The organism is Geothrix oryzae (assembly GCF_030295385.1).
Classification (GTDB): domain Bacteria; phylum Acidobacteriota; class Holophagae; order Holophagales; family Holophagaceae; genus Geothrix; species Geothrix oryzae.
Genome location: NZ_AP027079.1, coordinates 2,183,584 through 2,199,273, shown reverse-complemented (window position 1 = coordinate 2,199,273; position 15,690 = coordinate 2,183,584). Strand labels below are relative to the sequence as shown.

The 15,690-nt window shown below is 70.2% G+C and carries 14 protein-coding genes; 6 read left to right on the top strand and 8 right to left on the bottom strand.

Annotation, left to right across the window (positions count from 1 at the left end; all coding sequences use genetic code 11):
- The first annotated feature begins 8 nt into the window (after positions 1-8).
- Genes QUD34_RS10175 through QUD34_RS10160 form a run of 4 tightly spaced genes read left to right on the top strand, consistent with a single transcriptional unit; the run spans position 9 to position 5,182 of the window.
- Positions 9-1,766, top strand: coding sequence for a M28 family peptidase (locus QUD34_RS10175; protein WP_286353591.1), 1,758 nt, complete (start codon positions 9-11; stop codon positions 1,764-1,766).
- Positions 1,763-2,827, top strand: a complete 1,065-nt coding sequence (locus QUD34_RS10170) for a 3-dehydroquinate synthase (protein WP_286353590.1) — start codon at positions 1,763-1,765, stop codon at positions 2,825-2,827. The genes QUD34_RS10175 and QUD34_RS10170 overlap by 4 nt, the downstream gene beginning before the upstream one ends.
- Positions 2,820-4,703 (top strand): tetratricopeptide repeat protein, encoded by a 1,884-nt coding sequence (locus tag QUD34_RS10165; RefSeq protein ID WP_286353589.1) that lies wholly within the window; start codon positions 2,820-2,822, stop codon positions 4,701-4,703. The genes QUD34_RS10170 and QUD34_RS10165 overlap by 8 nt, the downstream gene beginning before the upstream one ends.
- Positions 4,703-5,182 (top strand): hypothetical protein, encoded by a 480-nt coding sequence (locus QUD34_RS10160; protein WP_286353588.1) that lies wholly within the window; start codon positions 4,703-4,705, stop codon positions 5,180-5,182. The genes QUD34_RS10165 and QUD34_RS10160 overlap by 1 nt, the downstream gene beginning before the upstream one ends.
- Positions 5,183-5,227: 45 nt before the next feature.
- Here the strand turns inward: QUD34_RS10160 and QUD34_RS10155 are convergent, their stop codons facing one another.
- The 5 genes from QUD34_RS10155 to QUD34_RS10135 form a co-directional block, all read right to left on the bottom strand.
- Positions 5,228-6,055, bottom strand: coding sequence for a phospholipase C/P1 nuclease family protein (locus QUD34_RS10155; protein WP_286353587.1), 828 nt, complete (start codon positions 6,053-6,055; stop codon positions 5,228-5,230).
- 155 nt (positions 6,056-6,210) lie between these two features.
- Positions 6,211-7,089 carry a signal peptidase I gene (lepB, locus tag QUD34_RS10150; protein ID WP_286353586.1) on the bottom strand — a complete coding sequence of 293 codons (879 nt, stop codon included), beginning with the start codon at positions 7,087-7,089 and terminating at the stop codon, positions 6,211-6,213.
- A 21-nt stretch (positions 7,090-7,110) separates the two neighbouring features.
- Complete coding sequence (locus QUD34_RS10145; protein ID WP_286353585.1) at positions 7,111-7,713, bottom strand: hypothetical protein; 603 nt, start codon at positions 7,711-7,713, stop codon at positions 7,111-7,113.
- Positions 7,713-10,238, bottom strand: coding sequence for a Tex family protein (locus QUD34_RS10140; protein ID WP_286353584.1), 2,526 nt, complete (start codon positions 10,236-10,238; stop codon positions 7,713-7,715). Before QUD34_RS10140 ends, QUD34_RS10145 begins: the two co-directional genes overlap by 1 nt.
- An 87-nt stretch (positions 10,239-10,325) precedes the next feature.
- Positions 10,326-11,336: a CobW family GTP-binding protein gene (locus QUD34_RS10135; RefSeq protein WP_286353583.1), complete on the bottom strand. Its 1,011-nt coding sequence runs from the start codon at positions 11,334-11,336 to the stop codon at positions 10,326-10,328.
- A 45-nt stretch (positions 11,337-11,381) separates the two neighbouring features.
- Between QUD34_RS10135 and QUD34_RS10130 the strand changes: the two genes are divergently transcribed.
- The gene (locus QUD34_RS10130) at positions 11,382-12,677 is read left to right on the top strand and encodes a 3-deoxy-D-manno-octulosonic acid transferase (protein ID WP_286353582.1); all 1,296 of its coding nucleotides are present in this window, start codon (positions 11,382-11,384) and stop codon (positions 12,675-12,677) included.
- Between the two features lie 22 nt (positions 12,678-12,699).
- Complete coding sequence (locus QUD34_RS10125) at positions 12,700-13,611, top strand: ATP-binding response regulator (RefSeq protein ID WP_286353581.1); 912 nt, start codon at positions 12,700-12,702, stop codon at positions 13,609-13,611.
- A gap of 53 nt (positions 13,612-13,664) precedes the next feature.
- On the opposite strand, the gene trxA is transcribed toward QUD34_RS10125, so the two are convergent.
- Genes trxA through ribB form a run of 3 tightly spaced genes read right to left on the bottom strand, consistent with a single transcriptional unit; the run spans position 13,665 to position 15,629 of the window.
- The gene (gene trxA, locus QUD34_RS10120) at positions 13,665-13,985 is read right to left on the bottom strand and encodes a thioredoxin (RefSeq protein ID WP_286353580.1); all 321 of its coding nucleotides are present in this window, start codon (positions 13,983-13,985) and stop codon (positions 13,665-13,667) included.
- Positions 13,986-14,004: 19 nt separating this feature from the next.
- On the bottom strand, positions 14,005-14,499 hold the full coding sequence (locus QUD34_RS10115; protein WP_286353579.1) for a Crp/Fnr family transcriptional regulator: 495 nt from the start codon (positions 14,497-14,499) through the stop codon (positions 14,005-14,007).
- On the bottom strand, positions 14,496-15,629 hold the full coding sequence (gene ribB / locus QUD34_RS10110) for a 3,4-dihydroxy-2-butanone-4-phosphate synthase (protein ID WP_286353578.1): 1,134 nt from the start codon (positions 15,627-15,629) through the stop codon (positions 14,496-14,498). The genes QUD34_RS10115 and ribB overlap by 4 nt, the downstream gene beginning before the upstream one ends.
- Positions 15,630-15,690: the final 61 nt, after the last annotated feature.

The window sequence follows — 15,690 nt, the reverse complement described above, 5'->3', positions numbered from 1 at the left end:
GAGATGCCATGGGCCCCTGGACTTTTGCCTTCCTCGCCGCGGCCCTCGTGGCGCCGGTGCCGCCCTCCGGCTCCGAGACGGCCGTGGCCGCCCGGTTGCGCCGCGATGTGGACTACCTGGCCTCGCCGGCCCTCAAGGGCCGCGGCAACGGCTACCCCGAGCTGGAGCAGGCCGCCGGTCGCATCGCGCGGGAGTGGAAGGCCCTGGGCCTGAAGGCGGAGATCCAGCGGTTCCCGTTCATCGCCAAGGTGGTGCGCGAGCAGCAGGAGGCCGTGCTGCTTCACGGCGACGAGGGCCGGCCCCTGGTGTGGGGCCGAGACCTCGAGGCCCTGGGTTTCAGCGGCGACGCGGATTTCCGGAACAAGCCCCTGGCCTTCCTGGGCTACGGCGTGCAGATCCCCGGCGGGTACGACGACCTGGCGGGCATCGAACTGAAGGGTCGCGTGGCGGTGATCGCCCGGGCCGTGCCGGATCTGGACGCCTTCGCCCACCTGCCCCGGGGCGAGCGGAGCCTGCTGGCCCGCCTCAAGCGCCTGGAGACGGCCCAGGTGGCCGCGGTCCTCGTGCTGGAAGAGGGCGGGCTCCGGCCCCTGCAGCGGGAAGAGGGGCCGGTGAAGTTCGACATCCCGGTCCTGGGCCTCTCCCCGGAGGCGCTCGGCGCGGCCTGCGGCGATCTCCAGGCCCGGTTCAAGACCATCAAGGCGACGGGCAAGCCCGCCAGCCAGGACTTCATCTACGCGCCCTGGACCGCCCTTACGCTGAAGCTGAAGCTCCGCCGCGAAGAAGCCCAGGTGCCCAATGTGGTGGCGGTGATCCCCGGCCGAGATCCCAAGCTCAGGAAGGAATACATCGTCCTCGGCGCGCACCTCGACCACCTCGGCCTGGGCGAGCGGCACAGCATGGGCGGCGCCGAGACCCGCGGCCAGGTGCATCCCGGCGCCGACGACAACGCCTCGGGAACGGCGATGGTGGTGGAACTGGCGCGGGAGCTGAAGAAGGCCCGGCCCCGGCGCTCCATCCTGCTGATGCATTTCGGAGGCGAGGAGGAGGGCCTGCTGGGCTCGAGCTACTGGGTGCAGCACCCGACCCACCCTCTGGAATCCGTGAAGTTCATGCTCAACTTCGACATGGTGGGCCGCCTGGATCCCAAGGCGCCCAAGCTGATGATGGGCGGCCTGGGCGCCCCGAAATCCGCCGTGGAGGCGGCGAAGAAGCTCGCCCCCGAGGGCTTCGCCATCAGCGCCGATGTGGGCGCCAGCGTGGGCGGCTCGGACCACATGAGCTTCTCGCAGGCGAAGATCCCCACCTTCTTCTTCTTCACCGGCATCCACGGCGAGTACCACCGGCCCACGGACACGGCGGACCGCATCAACTTCGAGGGCATGGCGAAGCTCGCGCCCTTCGGGCGGGCGGTGGCGCTGGATCTGGCCAACGCCGACACGCTGCCCGCCTTCGACCCCGAGACCGCCAAGCTGCCCATGAAGGGCGACGGCGGCCCCATGCGCATCGCCTTCGGCACCATCCCGGACTACTCGGACAATCCGAAGGGGTTCCGCATCAACGGCGTCTCCAAGGGCTCCACCGCCGAGGCCCTCGGCCTCCAGGCCGGCGACATCCTCACGAAGTTCGGCGAGCGGCCCATCAAGAGCATCTACGATTTCATGGCTGCCCTGGGCGCCCACAAGCCCGGCGACAAGGCCCTGATCCAATGGCTGCGCGGCGAGCAGACCATGCAGGCGGAAGCCACCCTGCGGGGCCGCCCATGAGGCTCGCCACGCCCTCCGGCTTCGCCACGGAGGTCTTCCTGCTGGAGGCCCCGGACAAGGGCCTGTTGCCGGATGGCCACTGGACCCTGGTGGGCGACATGCGCCTGCGGGAGGCCTGGACCGGCGCGGGCATGCCCGAGCCGGGCGATGCCCTGTGGGTGACGGTGCCCGAAGAGGAGAAGAAGCTGCGCACCGTGATCCCCTGGCTGGAGCATTGGGCCCGCGTGCCCCTCCACCGGGACGCTACGGTCGTGGCCCTGGGCGGCGGCGTGGTCTCGGACCTGGTGGGGCTGGGCGCGGCGCTCTACCTGCGCGGCGTGGCCTGGCAGGTCTGGCCCACGACCCTTCTGGCCATGGCGGATGCCTCCCTGGGAGGCAAGACCGGCGCGGATCTGGCCGCCGGCAAGAATCTGGTGGGAGCCTTCCACCCCCCCAAGCGCCTCGTGGCCTGCACCGGATTCCTGAAGGACCTCCCTGCGCGCCACCTCGAGAACGGCCGCTGGGAGCTGATCAAGACCGCCCTGATCCTGGGCGAGATGGCCTGGGCGATGGAGATGCTCCAGGACGGGCCGGTCCGGTTCGCCTGGGTGGAGCGGGCCCTCGCCTACAAGGCCGGGGTGGTGCACCGCGATCCCCGCGAGGCGGGCGAGCGGCGCCTGCTGAACCTGGGCCACACCCTCGGTCATGCCCTCGAAGCCGCCTCGGGCTACCGGCTGCTCCATGGCGAGGCGGTGGGGCTGGGTCTGCTGGGCGCCTGCCTGCTGGCGGAGGAGCAGGGCCTGAAGTCCTTCCCCCCGGACCTTCTCGACCTCCTGGTCCGGCGCCTGACACCCCTGGCGCCCCTCATCGCCCCCTGGCCCGCCTGCCTGCCGCTGCTGCACCGCGACAAGAAGGCCAAGCGCGCGTCCGGCCACACCGAGGAGGCGCCCGCCACGGAAATCCACTGCATCCTGCCGCGCCCCGGCGAATCCGCGATCCAGCGCGCGCTGGCGCCCCGCGTCTGGGAAGTCCCCCATGCCCGTCTCATCGACCTGCTCGACCGCGAGGCCCACCGTGCCTGATGTCCGACTCCCCCTCCTCGGGGCCCTCCTCGCGGCCTCCCTTCACGCCGCGCCTCCGGACGATGCGCGCGCGCTGATGCTCCAGGCCCGCGCCCTCCAGCTGCGGGGCGGGGGCGAGGATCCCGCCGCGGCGGCGGCGCTCTACAAGCGCGTGGTGGCCCTGGTGCCGGGCAGCGCGGAGGCCCACCTGCGGCTGTCCGAGGCCCTCCAGGAAGCCCAGGATCCAGCCGCCGCGCTGGCCTCGGCCCGCCGGGCCGTGGAATTGGCGCCGGGCAATGCCGAGGCCCGGGCCCACCTGGGCCTGCTGCTCTACCAGCTCGCCCAGAAGGATCCGGCGCGGTGGCCGGAAGCCGCGAAGGAGCTGCGGGCGGCGACCATCCTGCTGCCCCAGGATCCCGAGCTCTGGGCCCGCCTGGGGGAGACCTCCGAGCAGGTGAAGGACGGCGAAGGGGCCCTGCGTGCCTGGCTCCGCCTGGGCCGCATCCGCCCGAGCTTCATGCCGGCCTGGGAACATGCGGCCATCCAGGCGCGGGCCCAGCAGAACTACGAGGGACGGCGGGAGTCGGTGCTGGCCCTGAACGCCCGGAATCCCGAGGATCGCCACCTCCGCATGCTGGAGGAGCTGGCCCGGGAGCAGATCCAGGCCGGTTATCTGGCGCACGCCGAAGAGAGCTTCCTGCTCCTGGCCCGGCACCTGCCCCAGGAACCCGGGCTTTGGGAGAATGTGGCCCTGGTGAGGCTGCAGACCTCCCGGTTCGAGGAGGCCCTGGAGACCCTGGCCCGCGCGGAGGCCCTGAAGCCCACGCCCCGCCTCTCCTTCAACACGGCGCTGGCCCAGATGAACCTGGGGCAGTTCCCGGCGGCCGAAGCGCGGCTCCGGAAGCTGGTGGACCAGGACATCGAGGAGGCGCGCATCGCCGACGGGGCCCAGGCCCTCTATGCCGAGGCCCTCCTCCTCCAGGGCAAGGGGCGCGAGCTGCTGGATTTCCTGCGCCACCACCCGGCGCGGCCCCGGGTCGCGGGCGAACTCCAGGTCTTCACCTGCCAGGCCCACATCAGCGGCAACGACTGGAAGAGCGCGCTGGCCTCCTTGCAGGAGGGCATCGCAAAGTTCCCCAAGGTGCCCTTCTTCCAGCAGGCCTCCGAGCTTCCGCCCAAGTATCTGGAGTACCGGTTCTTCGCCCGCAAGGAGGCCCGTGCGGCCCTCGAGCAGCTCCATCTCGAGGGCATGGCCGCCATCTGGTCCGAATTCCGGCGCTGGGACAAGTGCCTCGAGTGCCTCGAGAAGGCCCGGACCCTGGGGCCCGTGCGGGGCGCGGACATCCTGATCATGCAGAGCAGCGCCTACGAGCAGGTGGGCCGTCCCGACGATTCGCTGCGGGTGCTGCGCGAGGCCCAGAAGATGGACCCGACCAATCCCCTGGTGCAGAACAACCTCGGCTACCTCCTCCTGGAGCGGGAACTGAACCTGGAGGAGGCCGCAACCCTCATCGAGGCCAGCGCCAAGGCCACGCCGGACAACGGCAATGTGGTGGACAGCCTGGGCTGGGCCCAGTTCAAGCTGGGCCGCCTCGACGAGGCCGAAGCCACCCTCCGCCGCGCGGCGGAGGTGAGCCCGTTCAGTCCCGAGGTCCGCAAGCACCTCGGCGAAGTCCTGGTGAAGCAGGGGAAGCTGGCCGAAGCCGCCGAGCAGTGGGAGCGCGCCCTGGCCTTCGTCTTCCCGGACCGGAGCGCCCTGGAGAAGCGCCTGGGCGAGCTCCGCATCCGCATGGCCAAGGAGCAGGCCAAGAAGGTCCAGGAGACCCCTCCTCCGGTGTCGGGCGTCGATCCCGTGCCTGATCCCGTGCCCGACGACGACGGGGAGGACCAGCCTTGATGCCGCTCCAGGTTCCTCCCGCCCCTCCTGCCCCTCCTGCACTGGCCGCCCCGGCACCGGCGACACCCATCCGCGCCCAGTACGGATGGGGGTATTCCGGCGCCGACGGCGAGGGCACGGGTACCCTCAGCCTGCTCATGGAGCCGGGCTCGGGTCGTCTCGTGGCCGAGCTGCATGGGCTGGGCGAACGGCTGCTGCTGCTGGAGGGCGACCGGGCCGCCGGGTACCGACTCCAGGTGCCACGGCAGAAGCTCGATCAGAAGGCGGGCTCCCTCGCCGCCTTGCCGCTGCCCTTCCTCCCCCAGGTGGCCAGCGTCGAGGCCCTGCTGCGCCTGCTCCGCACCGGCGAAGGGGCCGGGGTGTCCGTCCAGAAGAAGGATGCTCAGGGCCCCTTGAAGCTCCACTGGCGGGGCAAGGACCTCCGGGGCCGGGACGAGCAGGTGTGGCTCGACCGGAAGCGGTGGGAGGAGGGGAAGTAGGCTCCCGTCCTCATTCCTGCTGAGATGGCCGCGTGCGCGATGATCTCAGGGGGCCGCCTTGGCCGGTGGAACGGGCCGCCCGGCCGCGATCCAGGCGTTGAGCACGGCGTCGCCGAGGTGCTTTCCGGACAGCTGGAGTTGCCGCTTCACCCCGGGGCCCTGTTTGGCCCAGAACATCATCCAGTAGGCCTGGGTGCGGAGCTTGCCGCGATCTCCCGCAGGGGTGGTGCGGTCGGCGCTGCGGTCGTCCTCCAGCAGCTGCGGCAGGAGCGCGTGGGAAGCTCGGAGCCAGTCCCAGGGGCGGGTCAGGAAGGTGGGATCCGCCTCCGCCGGCAGGGCTTCCAGATCCCCCGGCTGGAGGAACCGTTCCACCAGTCCGGTCTCCCAGCGGCTGTGGATGCCTCGCTGGTCCGTGGCCTGGCCGTCGTGGTTCAGGGTGGTGTGCAGGGGCACATGCGAATCCGCGATGTAGTGGCCCAGGATCGAGGTGGCGAGGGCCACCCGGGCCGGATCGCCGGAGCGGAAGGCCTCGACCAGGTCGCGCCAGCGGTCCTGGATGATCCAGGGCACCACGCCCAGCCGGTGGTAGTCGCCCCCGAGCCGCTCGTGGGCCTCCTCGAGGGTGCGCGGAAGGTGGTCGGGCCCGCCGTAGGGTTCCATGTCCAGGAAGTGCCGGGGGCCCTCCTTGCGATCCTGGCGCCAACGGTCGGGATCGGAGGCGTGGTCCTCCACCTCGCCCTCGCGGCCCGCGAACCAGGCGCGCGGACCCGGAGGCAGGCCCTTCAACGCCAGGGCGCTGGCGATCCGGTGGCCCTTGTCGCCCCAGGCGGACAGGGGCAGGGCCGTCAGGAGCAGCAGGAGGAGGATCTTCATGGATTCTGGCCAGTCACTGAAAAAGACCTCCACGAAGGACACGAAGGACACGAAGGAAAGCTTGAAAGGACACGAATAACGGAGACATCATTCGTGCCCTTCGAGTGCCCGAAGGGCAAATTCGTGTCATTCGTGGAGGTTTTTTTACGCGGGGACTACTCGGGAATCGTCCCGGTCCGCTCCCAGCGGGTGCGGGTGAAGAAGTGGCGGGCGGCGTCGATGAAGTCGGTGGCCACATCCGCGGGGCCCTCGGGTACCCGGCCGTTGTCGTTGTCGGTATCGCCCTCGCGGAAGCTCCACCATACGATGAAGGGACGGCCCCGCAGGTGGTCCACGGGCAGGAAGCCCCAGTAGCGGCTGTCCATGCTGTTGTCCCGGTTGTCGCCCATGGCGAAGAGGTGGCCCGGCGGCACGGTGACGGGGCCCAGGTTGTCCTTGAACCCCTCCTGGATGAGGCTGTTCATGGACTGCATCTGGTTCCGCGCGTGGAGCGCCATCACTTCGGCATCGGCATGGCGCCAGAGGCCCACGGGGCGCTCGGCCTCGCCGGCATACCGTTCGGGGGGCCAGGGGCCGGGCGTGGGGCCTTCGGGGCTGCGGCCGAACTGGTGCTCGAAGGGGCCGGTGACCTGCTTGCCGTTCACATAGAGGCGCTTGTTGCGCATCTCCACGGTGTCGCCCGGCAGGGCCACGCAGCGCTTCACATAGTCCTGGTCGCGGTCGATGGGGTAGCGGAACACGATGATGTCGCCGCGCTTCACGCCGCGCATGGGGAAGAGGGCCTCTTCCCAGGCCCACTGGGGCTGGGCGAAGACGAACTTGTTGGCCAGCAGGTGGTCGCCGATCATCAGCGTGTTGCGCATGGAGGCCGAGGGGATCTTGAACTGCTGGCCCACGAAGGCCTTGAAGAACAGGATCAGCACCATGGCGAAGCAGATCACTTCCAGGTTGTCGCGCACAGCCCCCTTGGCGGCACCGGGCGGCAGGGCGATCTCGGTCTCGGCGGTCGGGTCGGGGGCGGTGTCAGCGGCCATGAAGGCTCCGGAAAGGGTCGGTCAGGGACGCGGGCTGGTGGGCAGGTCCACGAAGCCCCGGGCCACCAGCCGGTTGACGGTCACCCAGGTGCCGGCGCGCTCCTCCTGGGACTCCACCTCGCCCAGGTTGGGCAGGTAGAGGGTGCGGTGCCGAGGCCCCTGGAGCGGCCGGGCTTCCACCCACACACCCACGGTGGCGGCGGTGGCCGGCAGGATGGCCGCGCCGTCCCAGGCCGCTCGCCCGATGACGCGGAACTGCGTGCCCCGGTCCTCCCAGGTGGCGGTTTCGGGGAAGCCCGGCGGCAGCGTCTGGGCCAATGCGCGGCCATCCTCCCCGAGCAGGGTGATGCCCCCATCCTGGTGCCGGGCCACGAAGCTCAGCTGGCCCCGGAGGCTGGTGAGGTCGAGCTGGACGAGGCGGGGGGCGCCGGGGCTCACGGAAGAACGGGCGACCCGGACCTGCAGGCGATCCTGGGAGCGCTGAGGCTGGGGCAGGGAGGGATCTTCGAACGCGAGGGTCAGCCCCTCCTCCCAGGGTGCGTAGACCGGGGCGGCCGCGCGGGGCTGGCAGGCCAGCGCGAACACCAGGGCGGCGGGTACCAGAATCTTCCAGGCCGCGTGCATCAGCGGGGCCCCTTGTTGAACTTGGCCATCAGATCGGACAGCGAGGAGTTGGTGGCCGGGGCCACGGGCTCGCGTTTGGCCGGGGACTGCATGGGGCGGGCCTCCCGCTCGGGGCGCGGGGGACGGGCGCCTTCGGGCCGGGGCGGGCGGGTTCCTTCAGGCCGGAGCGCGCCGGCCCCTTCGGGGCGGGACGGACGGGGCCCCTGGGGGCGGGGTGGACGGGCGCCCTCGGCCCGGGGGGGGCGGGGACCGTCGATCCGGGGCGGGCGGGCGCCGGCCTGGGGTCTGGCTGCGTTGCCCTCGGGCCGGTTGGGCCGGCGGCGGTGCTGGGGCGGAGCCCCGGCCGCGCCGCCAATCGCGCCCTGGGGGGCCGCCAGCAGGGCCTTGATGGACAGGGCGATGCGCTTGGCCTGCAGGTCCACTGCCAGCACCTTCACCTTCACGGCCTGGCCTACGCTGAGGGCGTCGGCGGGGTTCTTCACATAGCGGTGGGCGATCTCGGAGAGGTGCACCAGGCCGTCCTGGTGGACGCCCACATCCACGAAGGCGCCGAAGTCGGTCACATTCGTGACGATGCCCTGGAGCTCCATGCCCACCTCCAGGTCGCTGGGCTTGTTCACGCCCTCGCGGAACTGGACGATCTCGAACTGGTGCCGGGGGTCGCGGCCGGGCTTCTTCAGCTCGGCCAGGATGTCCTTCACCGTCTCCACGCCGAACTTCTCATCGACGAGCAGCTTCGGATCCAGGGCGTCCAGCACGGCGTCGTTGCCGATGAGCTCGGGCACGGTCTTGCCCGCCAGCTGGCAGATGCGCTGCACCACGGGATAGCTCTCGGGGTGCACGGCGGAGGCGTCCAGGGGATCCTCGCCGTCGTGGATGCGGAGGAAGCCCGCGGCCTGCTGGAAGGCCTTGGCGCCGAAGCGGCTGATCTCCAGGAGCTGCTCACGGCGCTTGAAGGCGCCGTGCTCGAAGCGGTGGGTCACGATGTTCTTCGCCAGCCCCTCACCGATGCCCGCCACATAGGCCAGCAGCTTGTACGAGGCGCTGTTGAGATCCACGCCCACGCGGTTCACGCAGCTCTCCACCACATCGTCCAGGCCCTTCTTGAGGGCGGTCTGGTTCACATCGTGCTGGTACTGGCCCACGCCGATGCTCTTGGGATCGACCTTCACCAGTTCGGCCAGGGGATCCTGGAAGCGCCGGGCGATGCTCACGGCGCCGCGCACGGTGACATCGTGCTCGGGGAACTCCTCCCGGGCGATGTCGCTGGCGGAGTAGACCGAGGCGCCCGCCTCGCTCACGCTCACGCAGATGAGGCCTGTGCGGTTCGTCTCCTTCAGCCACTCGCGGATGAAGGCCTCCACCTCGCGGCCGCCGGTGCCGTTGCCGATGGCGATGGCCTCGATGGGGTTCCCGGCGCAGAGCTTCTCGAGGATGGCCCGGCTGCCATCGAGATCGCGCTTGGGCTCCAGGGGGTAGATCACCTCGTTCTGCACCAGCTGGCCCAGACGGTTGATGACCACCAGCTTGCAGCCGGTGCGGATGCCGGGATCCACGCCCAGGGTGCAGCGCTGGCCGGCGGGGGGCGCCAGCAGCAGGTGATCCAGGTTGGTCTGGAACACCTTGATGGCCTCGGCGTCGGCCTTCTTCTTGGCCTCGTAGCGGACTTCGGATTCGATGGTGGGGGCCAGCAGGCGGTCGAAGGCATCGCCCGCCACCTCGTTGAGGAAGCGACGGTAGCCGCTGCCGGGGTTCGCCGGAACCTTGGAGACCAGCTGGGAGACCAGGTTCTCGCGCTCCACCAGGAGCTTGACGGTGAGGATCTCCTCCTTCTCGCCGCGGCGCAGGGCCAGCAGGCGATGGCTGGGGATCTTGCGGATGGGCTCGGAGAAGTCGAAGTAGGGCTTGAACCGCAGCGCGGCCTGGTCGGCCTTGCGCTCCTCACGGACCTCGGACTTCAGCACGCCGTGCTCATGGAACTCCAGGCGCAGCCAGGCGCGGAGGACGGCATCCTCGGACAGCCGCTCCGCCAGGATGTGGCCCGCGCCCTCCATGCACTCCGAAGGCGACCGCAGGCCGTCCTCGTCCTTGATGAAGGGTTCCGCGATGACGAAGGGGTCGGCCCCGCTCTCGTCGGCCAGCAGGGAATCCAGCAGGGGCTCCAGGCCCCGCTCCCTCGCCACCGTGGCCTTGGTGCGCTTCTTGGGCTTGTAGGGCAGGTAGAGATCCTCGAGTTCCGCCTTCACCCAGGTGGTCTCGATCTTGGTCCTCAGTTCGGGCGTCAGCTTGCCCTGCTCGTCGATGGACTTCAGCACCGTCTTCCGGCGGTCGAGCAGATCCTTGTAGTAGGCATGCCGGTCTTCGACGGCGCGGATGGCCACCTCGTCGAGCGAGCCGGTCGCCTCCTTTCGGTAGCGGGCGATGAAGGGCACCGTGTTGCCCTCCTCCAGCAGCGCCACGATGGCGGCCACGCCAGCGCGGGGGAGCTTCAGCTCCTTGGCCATGAGGTCGAGCACTTGATCCACACCTGCTCCTTGCGCTCCCGAAATCGGGGGAAAGGCGATGATACCAAGGGGGCGCGGATCTGGCCTCCTCTGGGGTCCAGATCGGCGTCAGAGCGAGATTTTCCGTCGCTGGCCCGCGGGGGCGCGCTCCAGCGAACGCAAGGTTTTCTTCCAATGGAGGGCGTCGAGGCCCGTGCCGATCACCACAGCCACGCAGGCTGAGGCCGTGCCGTCCCCCTGCAGCGGCAGGGGTGAAATTTCCAGGCGGCCATCCGCCAGCTGGAACGCCCAGCGGTCGCTGCCGTCGTTGCGGACGGCCCAGCCCTCGAAGACGCAGACGCCCTTGGCGCGCAGGAGCTCGCCCTGGGCTGGAGGCGCCAGGAGCAGGGCTTCCAGGGCCGCCGGGTCCACCGGGTGATCCCAGTGCAGGCTGAAAGAGCGCGCCGCTGCGAAGCTGGTGTCACCGGCGGCTTCCCAGCCTTCGGGAAGCGGACGCAGATCGCCCCGCCAGGGATCGGGCCCGCCCTCGGGGGCCTCGCCGTGGCGCGTGGGCACCAGCGGGATCTGCCGGAAGGCCGTGCGCAGCTCGCCTTCCCAGGCCACCGCCGCCGAAGGATCGAGATCGCCCTTGCTGAGGTGGATGAGGCTGGCCAGTGCCGCCTGGCGGTGGAGCAGGGGCTTGGTCTTGAGATGATCCACGGGAGCCAGGCAGGAGATGACGGTGAGCAGGCCCGCCAGGCGCAGGCGCCCGACCAGGGCCGGCTCCTGTTCCAGATCGAGGAGGTCCGTGGGATCGGCGAGGCCCGTGGTCTCCAGCACCACGCGTTCGGGGCGCTGACCCTCGGGCTGGTCGCACCAGGCCTGGAGGGTGGCGACCACATCGTTGCGCAGGCTGCAGCAGACGCAGCCGTTCACCAGGTTCTCCACGCCCGCCAGCTCGGGCCGCTCCGCGTCCACCAGGGTGCCGTCCACGCTGACGGCGCCGAACTCGTTGATGAGCACCGCCACCCGTCGGCCCGCCGCCACCTCGGCCTTCAGTAGGCGGTTCACGACCGTGGTCTTCCCGGCGCCCAGGGGGCCGGTGACGATGAGGACTTCCAGGGGGGCGCGATCGGTCATCCCTCCATGATGCCGTTTGAATGCGAAATGTGAGAGCGTGGATGCGTGGATAGCCTCGACCTCAGCTACCTGGTGGCGGTCTCTCTGGCGGGTGCCGCCGCGCGGGCCTGCGCCCGGGGCCTGCCTGCGGGATGGCGGATGCGCCTGGAGGCGGAGGCGCCGGACCTGCCCGCGAACCGATGGATCTGGCTGCATGCGGTGAGCGTGGGCGAGCTGCTGCTGGCCGAGGGACTGGTGCGGCGCCTGCGGGATGCAGGTCATACCCTTCACCTCAGCACGGGCACCCCGGCGGGGCTGGCGCTGCTGGCCCAGCGGCTCCCAGCCTGGGACGGAGACACCGGCCGCGTGAGAGGCGGCGCCTTTCCCCTGGATGATCCCGCGGGCCTGGAGCCGTTCCTGCGCCGCGCTCCCGGGGCCTTTCTCGCCCTGGAGACGGAGCTCTGGCCGGGGCTGCTGGCGGCGCTCGAGGCCCGCGGCATTCCGCGCCTGATCGTGAATGGCCGCTTGACGGAGAAATCCCTCGAGCGGGGCGGCCCCTGGCTCCGCCGGGCGGCTTCGCGCCTCAGTCTGGTGGCGGCCCGGGACGAGGCCAGCGCCGAAGCCTTCCGGCATCTGGGGGCGCCGGTGGTGGCGCTCGGCGGCAACCTCAAGGCGGACCTTCCGCCCCCCCGGCCCCTGCATGAAGGGTGGGCGGCCCTGCGGGAGGCCTGGGCCGGGTACCCCGTGGTGGTGGCGGGGAACACGGTGGAAGGCGAGGAGGCATCGATTCTTGAAGCCTGGGCCCAGGCGCGCGGACGGTTCCCGGGGCTCCGGCTCATCCTGGCGCCGCGCCAGCCTCGCCGTTTCGAGGCCGCCGCCGCGGTCCTGGCGGCGCGGGGAACGCCCTTCCGGCGAGCTTCCGCCTGGTCTCCCGCAGGGCCCTCCGACGCCTCTTGGGCCTCGACGGAGGTGCTCCTGCTGGACACGCTGGGCGACCTGCCGGCGGTCTATGCCGAGGGCACCGTGGCTCTGGTGGCCGGAGGCTGGGCCGCCCCGGGCGGGCACAATCCGCTGGAGCCCGTCCGGGCCGGGATTCCGACGCTCCTGGGGCCGGGCTTCGCCAACTTCGAGGACCTCGTTCCATCCCTGCGGGAGGCCGGTCTGCTCCAGGTGGTGGAGGCCCCGGACCTGGCGTCCGCCCTGCAGGGGGCCCTGGCCGCGGCACCGCTCCGCTCCACGGGCGAGGCCCCCCTGCCGGAGGGGCTTCGGGGCACCCTCGACCGCACCTTGACCTTGCTTGAACCGTACCTTGCGGCCCTGGTCGGGACTCGGCCCGTTCCCATCCCCCGGATGGGGCCCTAGAATCCAGGAACACGGAGCCTTCATGACGCGCCACGGGACGCACATCCTCCTGATCGATGACGACACTGCGGTGCTGGAGATGGTGCAGGCGGCCCTCTCGCACTACGGCATGGAGGTCCACGCCTATCCCGATGCGGCCCAGGCGGTGGATTTCCTTCAGACCCCCGGGGTGCCGGAGTTCGATCTGGTGATCAGCGACATCAACATGGAGGGGCTGGACGGCTTCGATGTCATCCACAAGGTGAAGGCGACGCAGCCGCATCTGCCGGTGGTCCTGATGACCGGCCAGGCCTCGGTGGAATACGCGATCAGGGCCATGCGCATGGGTGCCTCGAACCTGTTCATGAAGCCCATCGCCCTGCGCGACCTGGTGCAGAATGTGTTCCACCTGGTGGACCTGCATCGCGAGCTGCGCCTGGCGGACAACGGGTTGCGGGGGCTGGTGAACGAGCGCCGGCACTTCCTCTTCCGCTCGGACGAGCTGGATGTTCCAAGCCTCATGCACCACCTCACGGACCGGCTGGTGCCCATGGGCTTCGCCTCCGCCAGCAACATCGATGTCATCGCCATGGCCTTCCACGAGGCCCTGGTGAACGCCCTGGAGCACGGCAATTTCGAGCTGGATTCGGCGCTGAAGGGCGATCTCTTCGCGGTGGAGGACCCCTACACGGCCCTCCGCGCCAAGCGCCTGGAGGACCCGCACTACGCGGGCCGCCTGATCGAGGTGCGCCTCGCCATGGACACGGAGCGCTTCGAGCTGGAGATCAGCGACGAAGGCCGGGGCTTCGACGCGGGCCAGGTGTCGCCCCTGCCGCCGGACTCCGAGATGGCCCCCCACTGCGGCCGCGGCCTGCCGCTCATCCTCCTCGTCATGGACGAAGTCCACTTCAACGAGAAGGGGAATCAGATCCGGATGGTGCTCCGGAGGAAGTAGCCACACGGAAAACGCGGCCTGGAGGCCGCGTTTTCCGCAGGGACGGGCGCGGATTAGAACGCGCTCTCGACGAAGGCCTTGAGCTGGGGCTTGGGCTGGCCGCCGATGAGCTTGTTCACGGGCTTGCCGTCCTTGAAGACGATGAGCGTGGGGATGCTCATGATGCCGAACTGGCCGGCGACCTGGGGGTTCTCGTCCACATTCATCTTCACGAACTTGGCCTGGCCCTTCATTTCGGCGGCCAGCTCGTCCAGGACGGGGGCGATCATCTTGCAGGGGCCGCACCAGGGGGCCCAGAAATCCACGAGGGTGACGCCCTGCGCGACGGCCTGGGGGAAGTCGGCGTCGGTGATGTGGGCTACGAGGTCGGACATGGGAACTCCTTTCAAGTTCTTAGGGTAGGGGGGAGGGGCCGTCGGGGTTGGCGCCGCCCCACTGGGCGATGGTGAAGATGTTCATGTAGCGTTCGTTGGTTTCGCGGAGACGCTGGGCGAGCACTTCACAGAGGGCGTAGAGGATCTTCAGGGCGACCTTGTGCTGGGATTCGATCAGGGCCTGGAGGTCCTGCAGGGGGATGAAGAAGAGTTCGGAGGGCTCATTGGCGATGGCATCCGCGGCCCGGGCGGCGAGGTCGATGAGGGCCATCTCGCCGAAGTAGGCGGGCGGCTCCAGCACGGCCAGGGCCTCCTCACCGGTGGCGCTGCGCTTGGAGATGCGGATCGACCCCTTGAGCACGATGAACAGGCCGTCCCCGGCATCGCCTTCCTTGAAGATCACCTCGCCGGCCTGGACGGGGCGGACCCGGCCGATCATCAGGATCTGGGCGCGCTCGGCCTCGTCCAGATTCCTGAACAGGGGCGACTGGGTCAGGAAGCGGGTGTCGATCAACGCGGTTCCGTGGAGGGGTGTTCCGGGAGGGCCTGGTCCGTGGAGGGTTCCAGGGGCACATGCGCGCAGATGTCGAGGCCGAAGCCGCGAAGCCCAATGTACTTGGTTTCATGCCTGCTGAGGAGGCGCATTTTTCCAATCCCGAGCTGCTGGAGGATCTGGGCGCCCACGCCGAAATCGCGGTCGCTCATGGCCTGGGGCTGGGCCTGCCCTTCCTCGGCGACGCCGGGGGTATGGGCATGGCGGCGGAGGTACACGAGGGCGCCGCGACCCTCCTTGGCCAGGGCGGCCATGGCCTTCTGGAACAGGCCGGTCTGGAATCCGTGCAGGTCGTCCGGCAGGGTCTCCACATGGACCCGGACCAGGGGCGGGGCCCCGGTGCCCAGGTCGCCCAGCACGAAGGCCAGGTGGCTGCCGCCATCCAGCAGGCTGCGGAAGCGGTGGACCTTCAGATCGCCCCACTGGCTGGACATAGTGCGGGTCTCGAGGTGGGCGACGAGGGGCTCCTGACGGAGCCGGTAGGCCACGAGATCGGCCACGGTCACGAGGAGCAGGCCGTGCTGGCGGCAGAAGGGGATCAGGTCCGGCACCCGGGCCATGGTCCCGTCGTCCTTCATGATTTCGCAGATCACGCCGCTGGGATGCAGGCCCGCGAGCCGGGCCAGGTCCACGCTGGCCTCGGTCTGGCCCGTGCGGGTGAGGACGCCGCCCGGGCGGGCCCGCAGGGGGAAGACATGGCCGGGCTTCACGAAGTGCTGGGGCTTGGCGTCCGGGGCGATGAGGGCCTGGATGGTGCGCGAGCGGTCCTGGGCGCTGATCCCGGTGGTGGTACCTTCCCGGGCTTCCACGGACACGCAGAAGGCCGTCTCGAAGGGGCTGGTGTTGTCCCGGACCATGAGCGGGATCTGCAGGCGGTCCAGGGCCGGGCCCTCCAGGGCGGCGCAGATGAGTCCGCGCCCATGGGTGGCCATGAAGGCGATGGCTTCCGGCGAGACATGCTCGGCGGCCAGGGTGAGGTCCCCCTCATTCTCCCGGTCCTCGTCGTCCACGACCACGATCATGTGACCCTGCCGGATGGCCTCGATGGCCTGCTCGATGGGGGCGAAGGGGGAGTCGGGGCGGTCGCTCATGGAACCCCAGCATCGCGCAGGAGGAGCCGGGGGGGAAGGGCGCACTCCGTGGTAAGGTTGA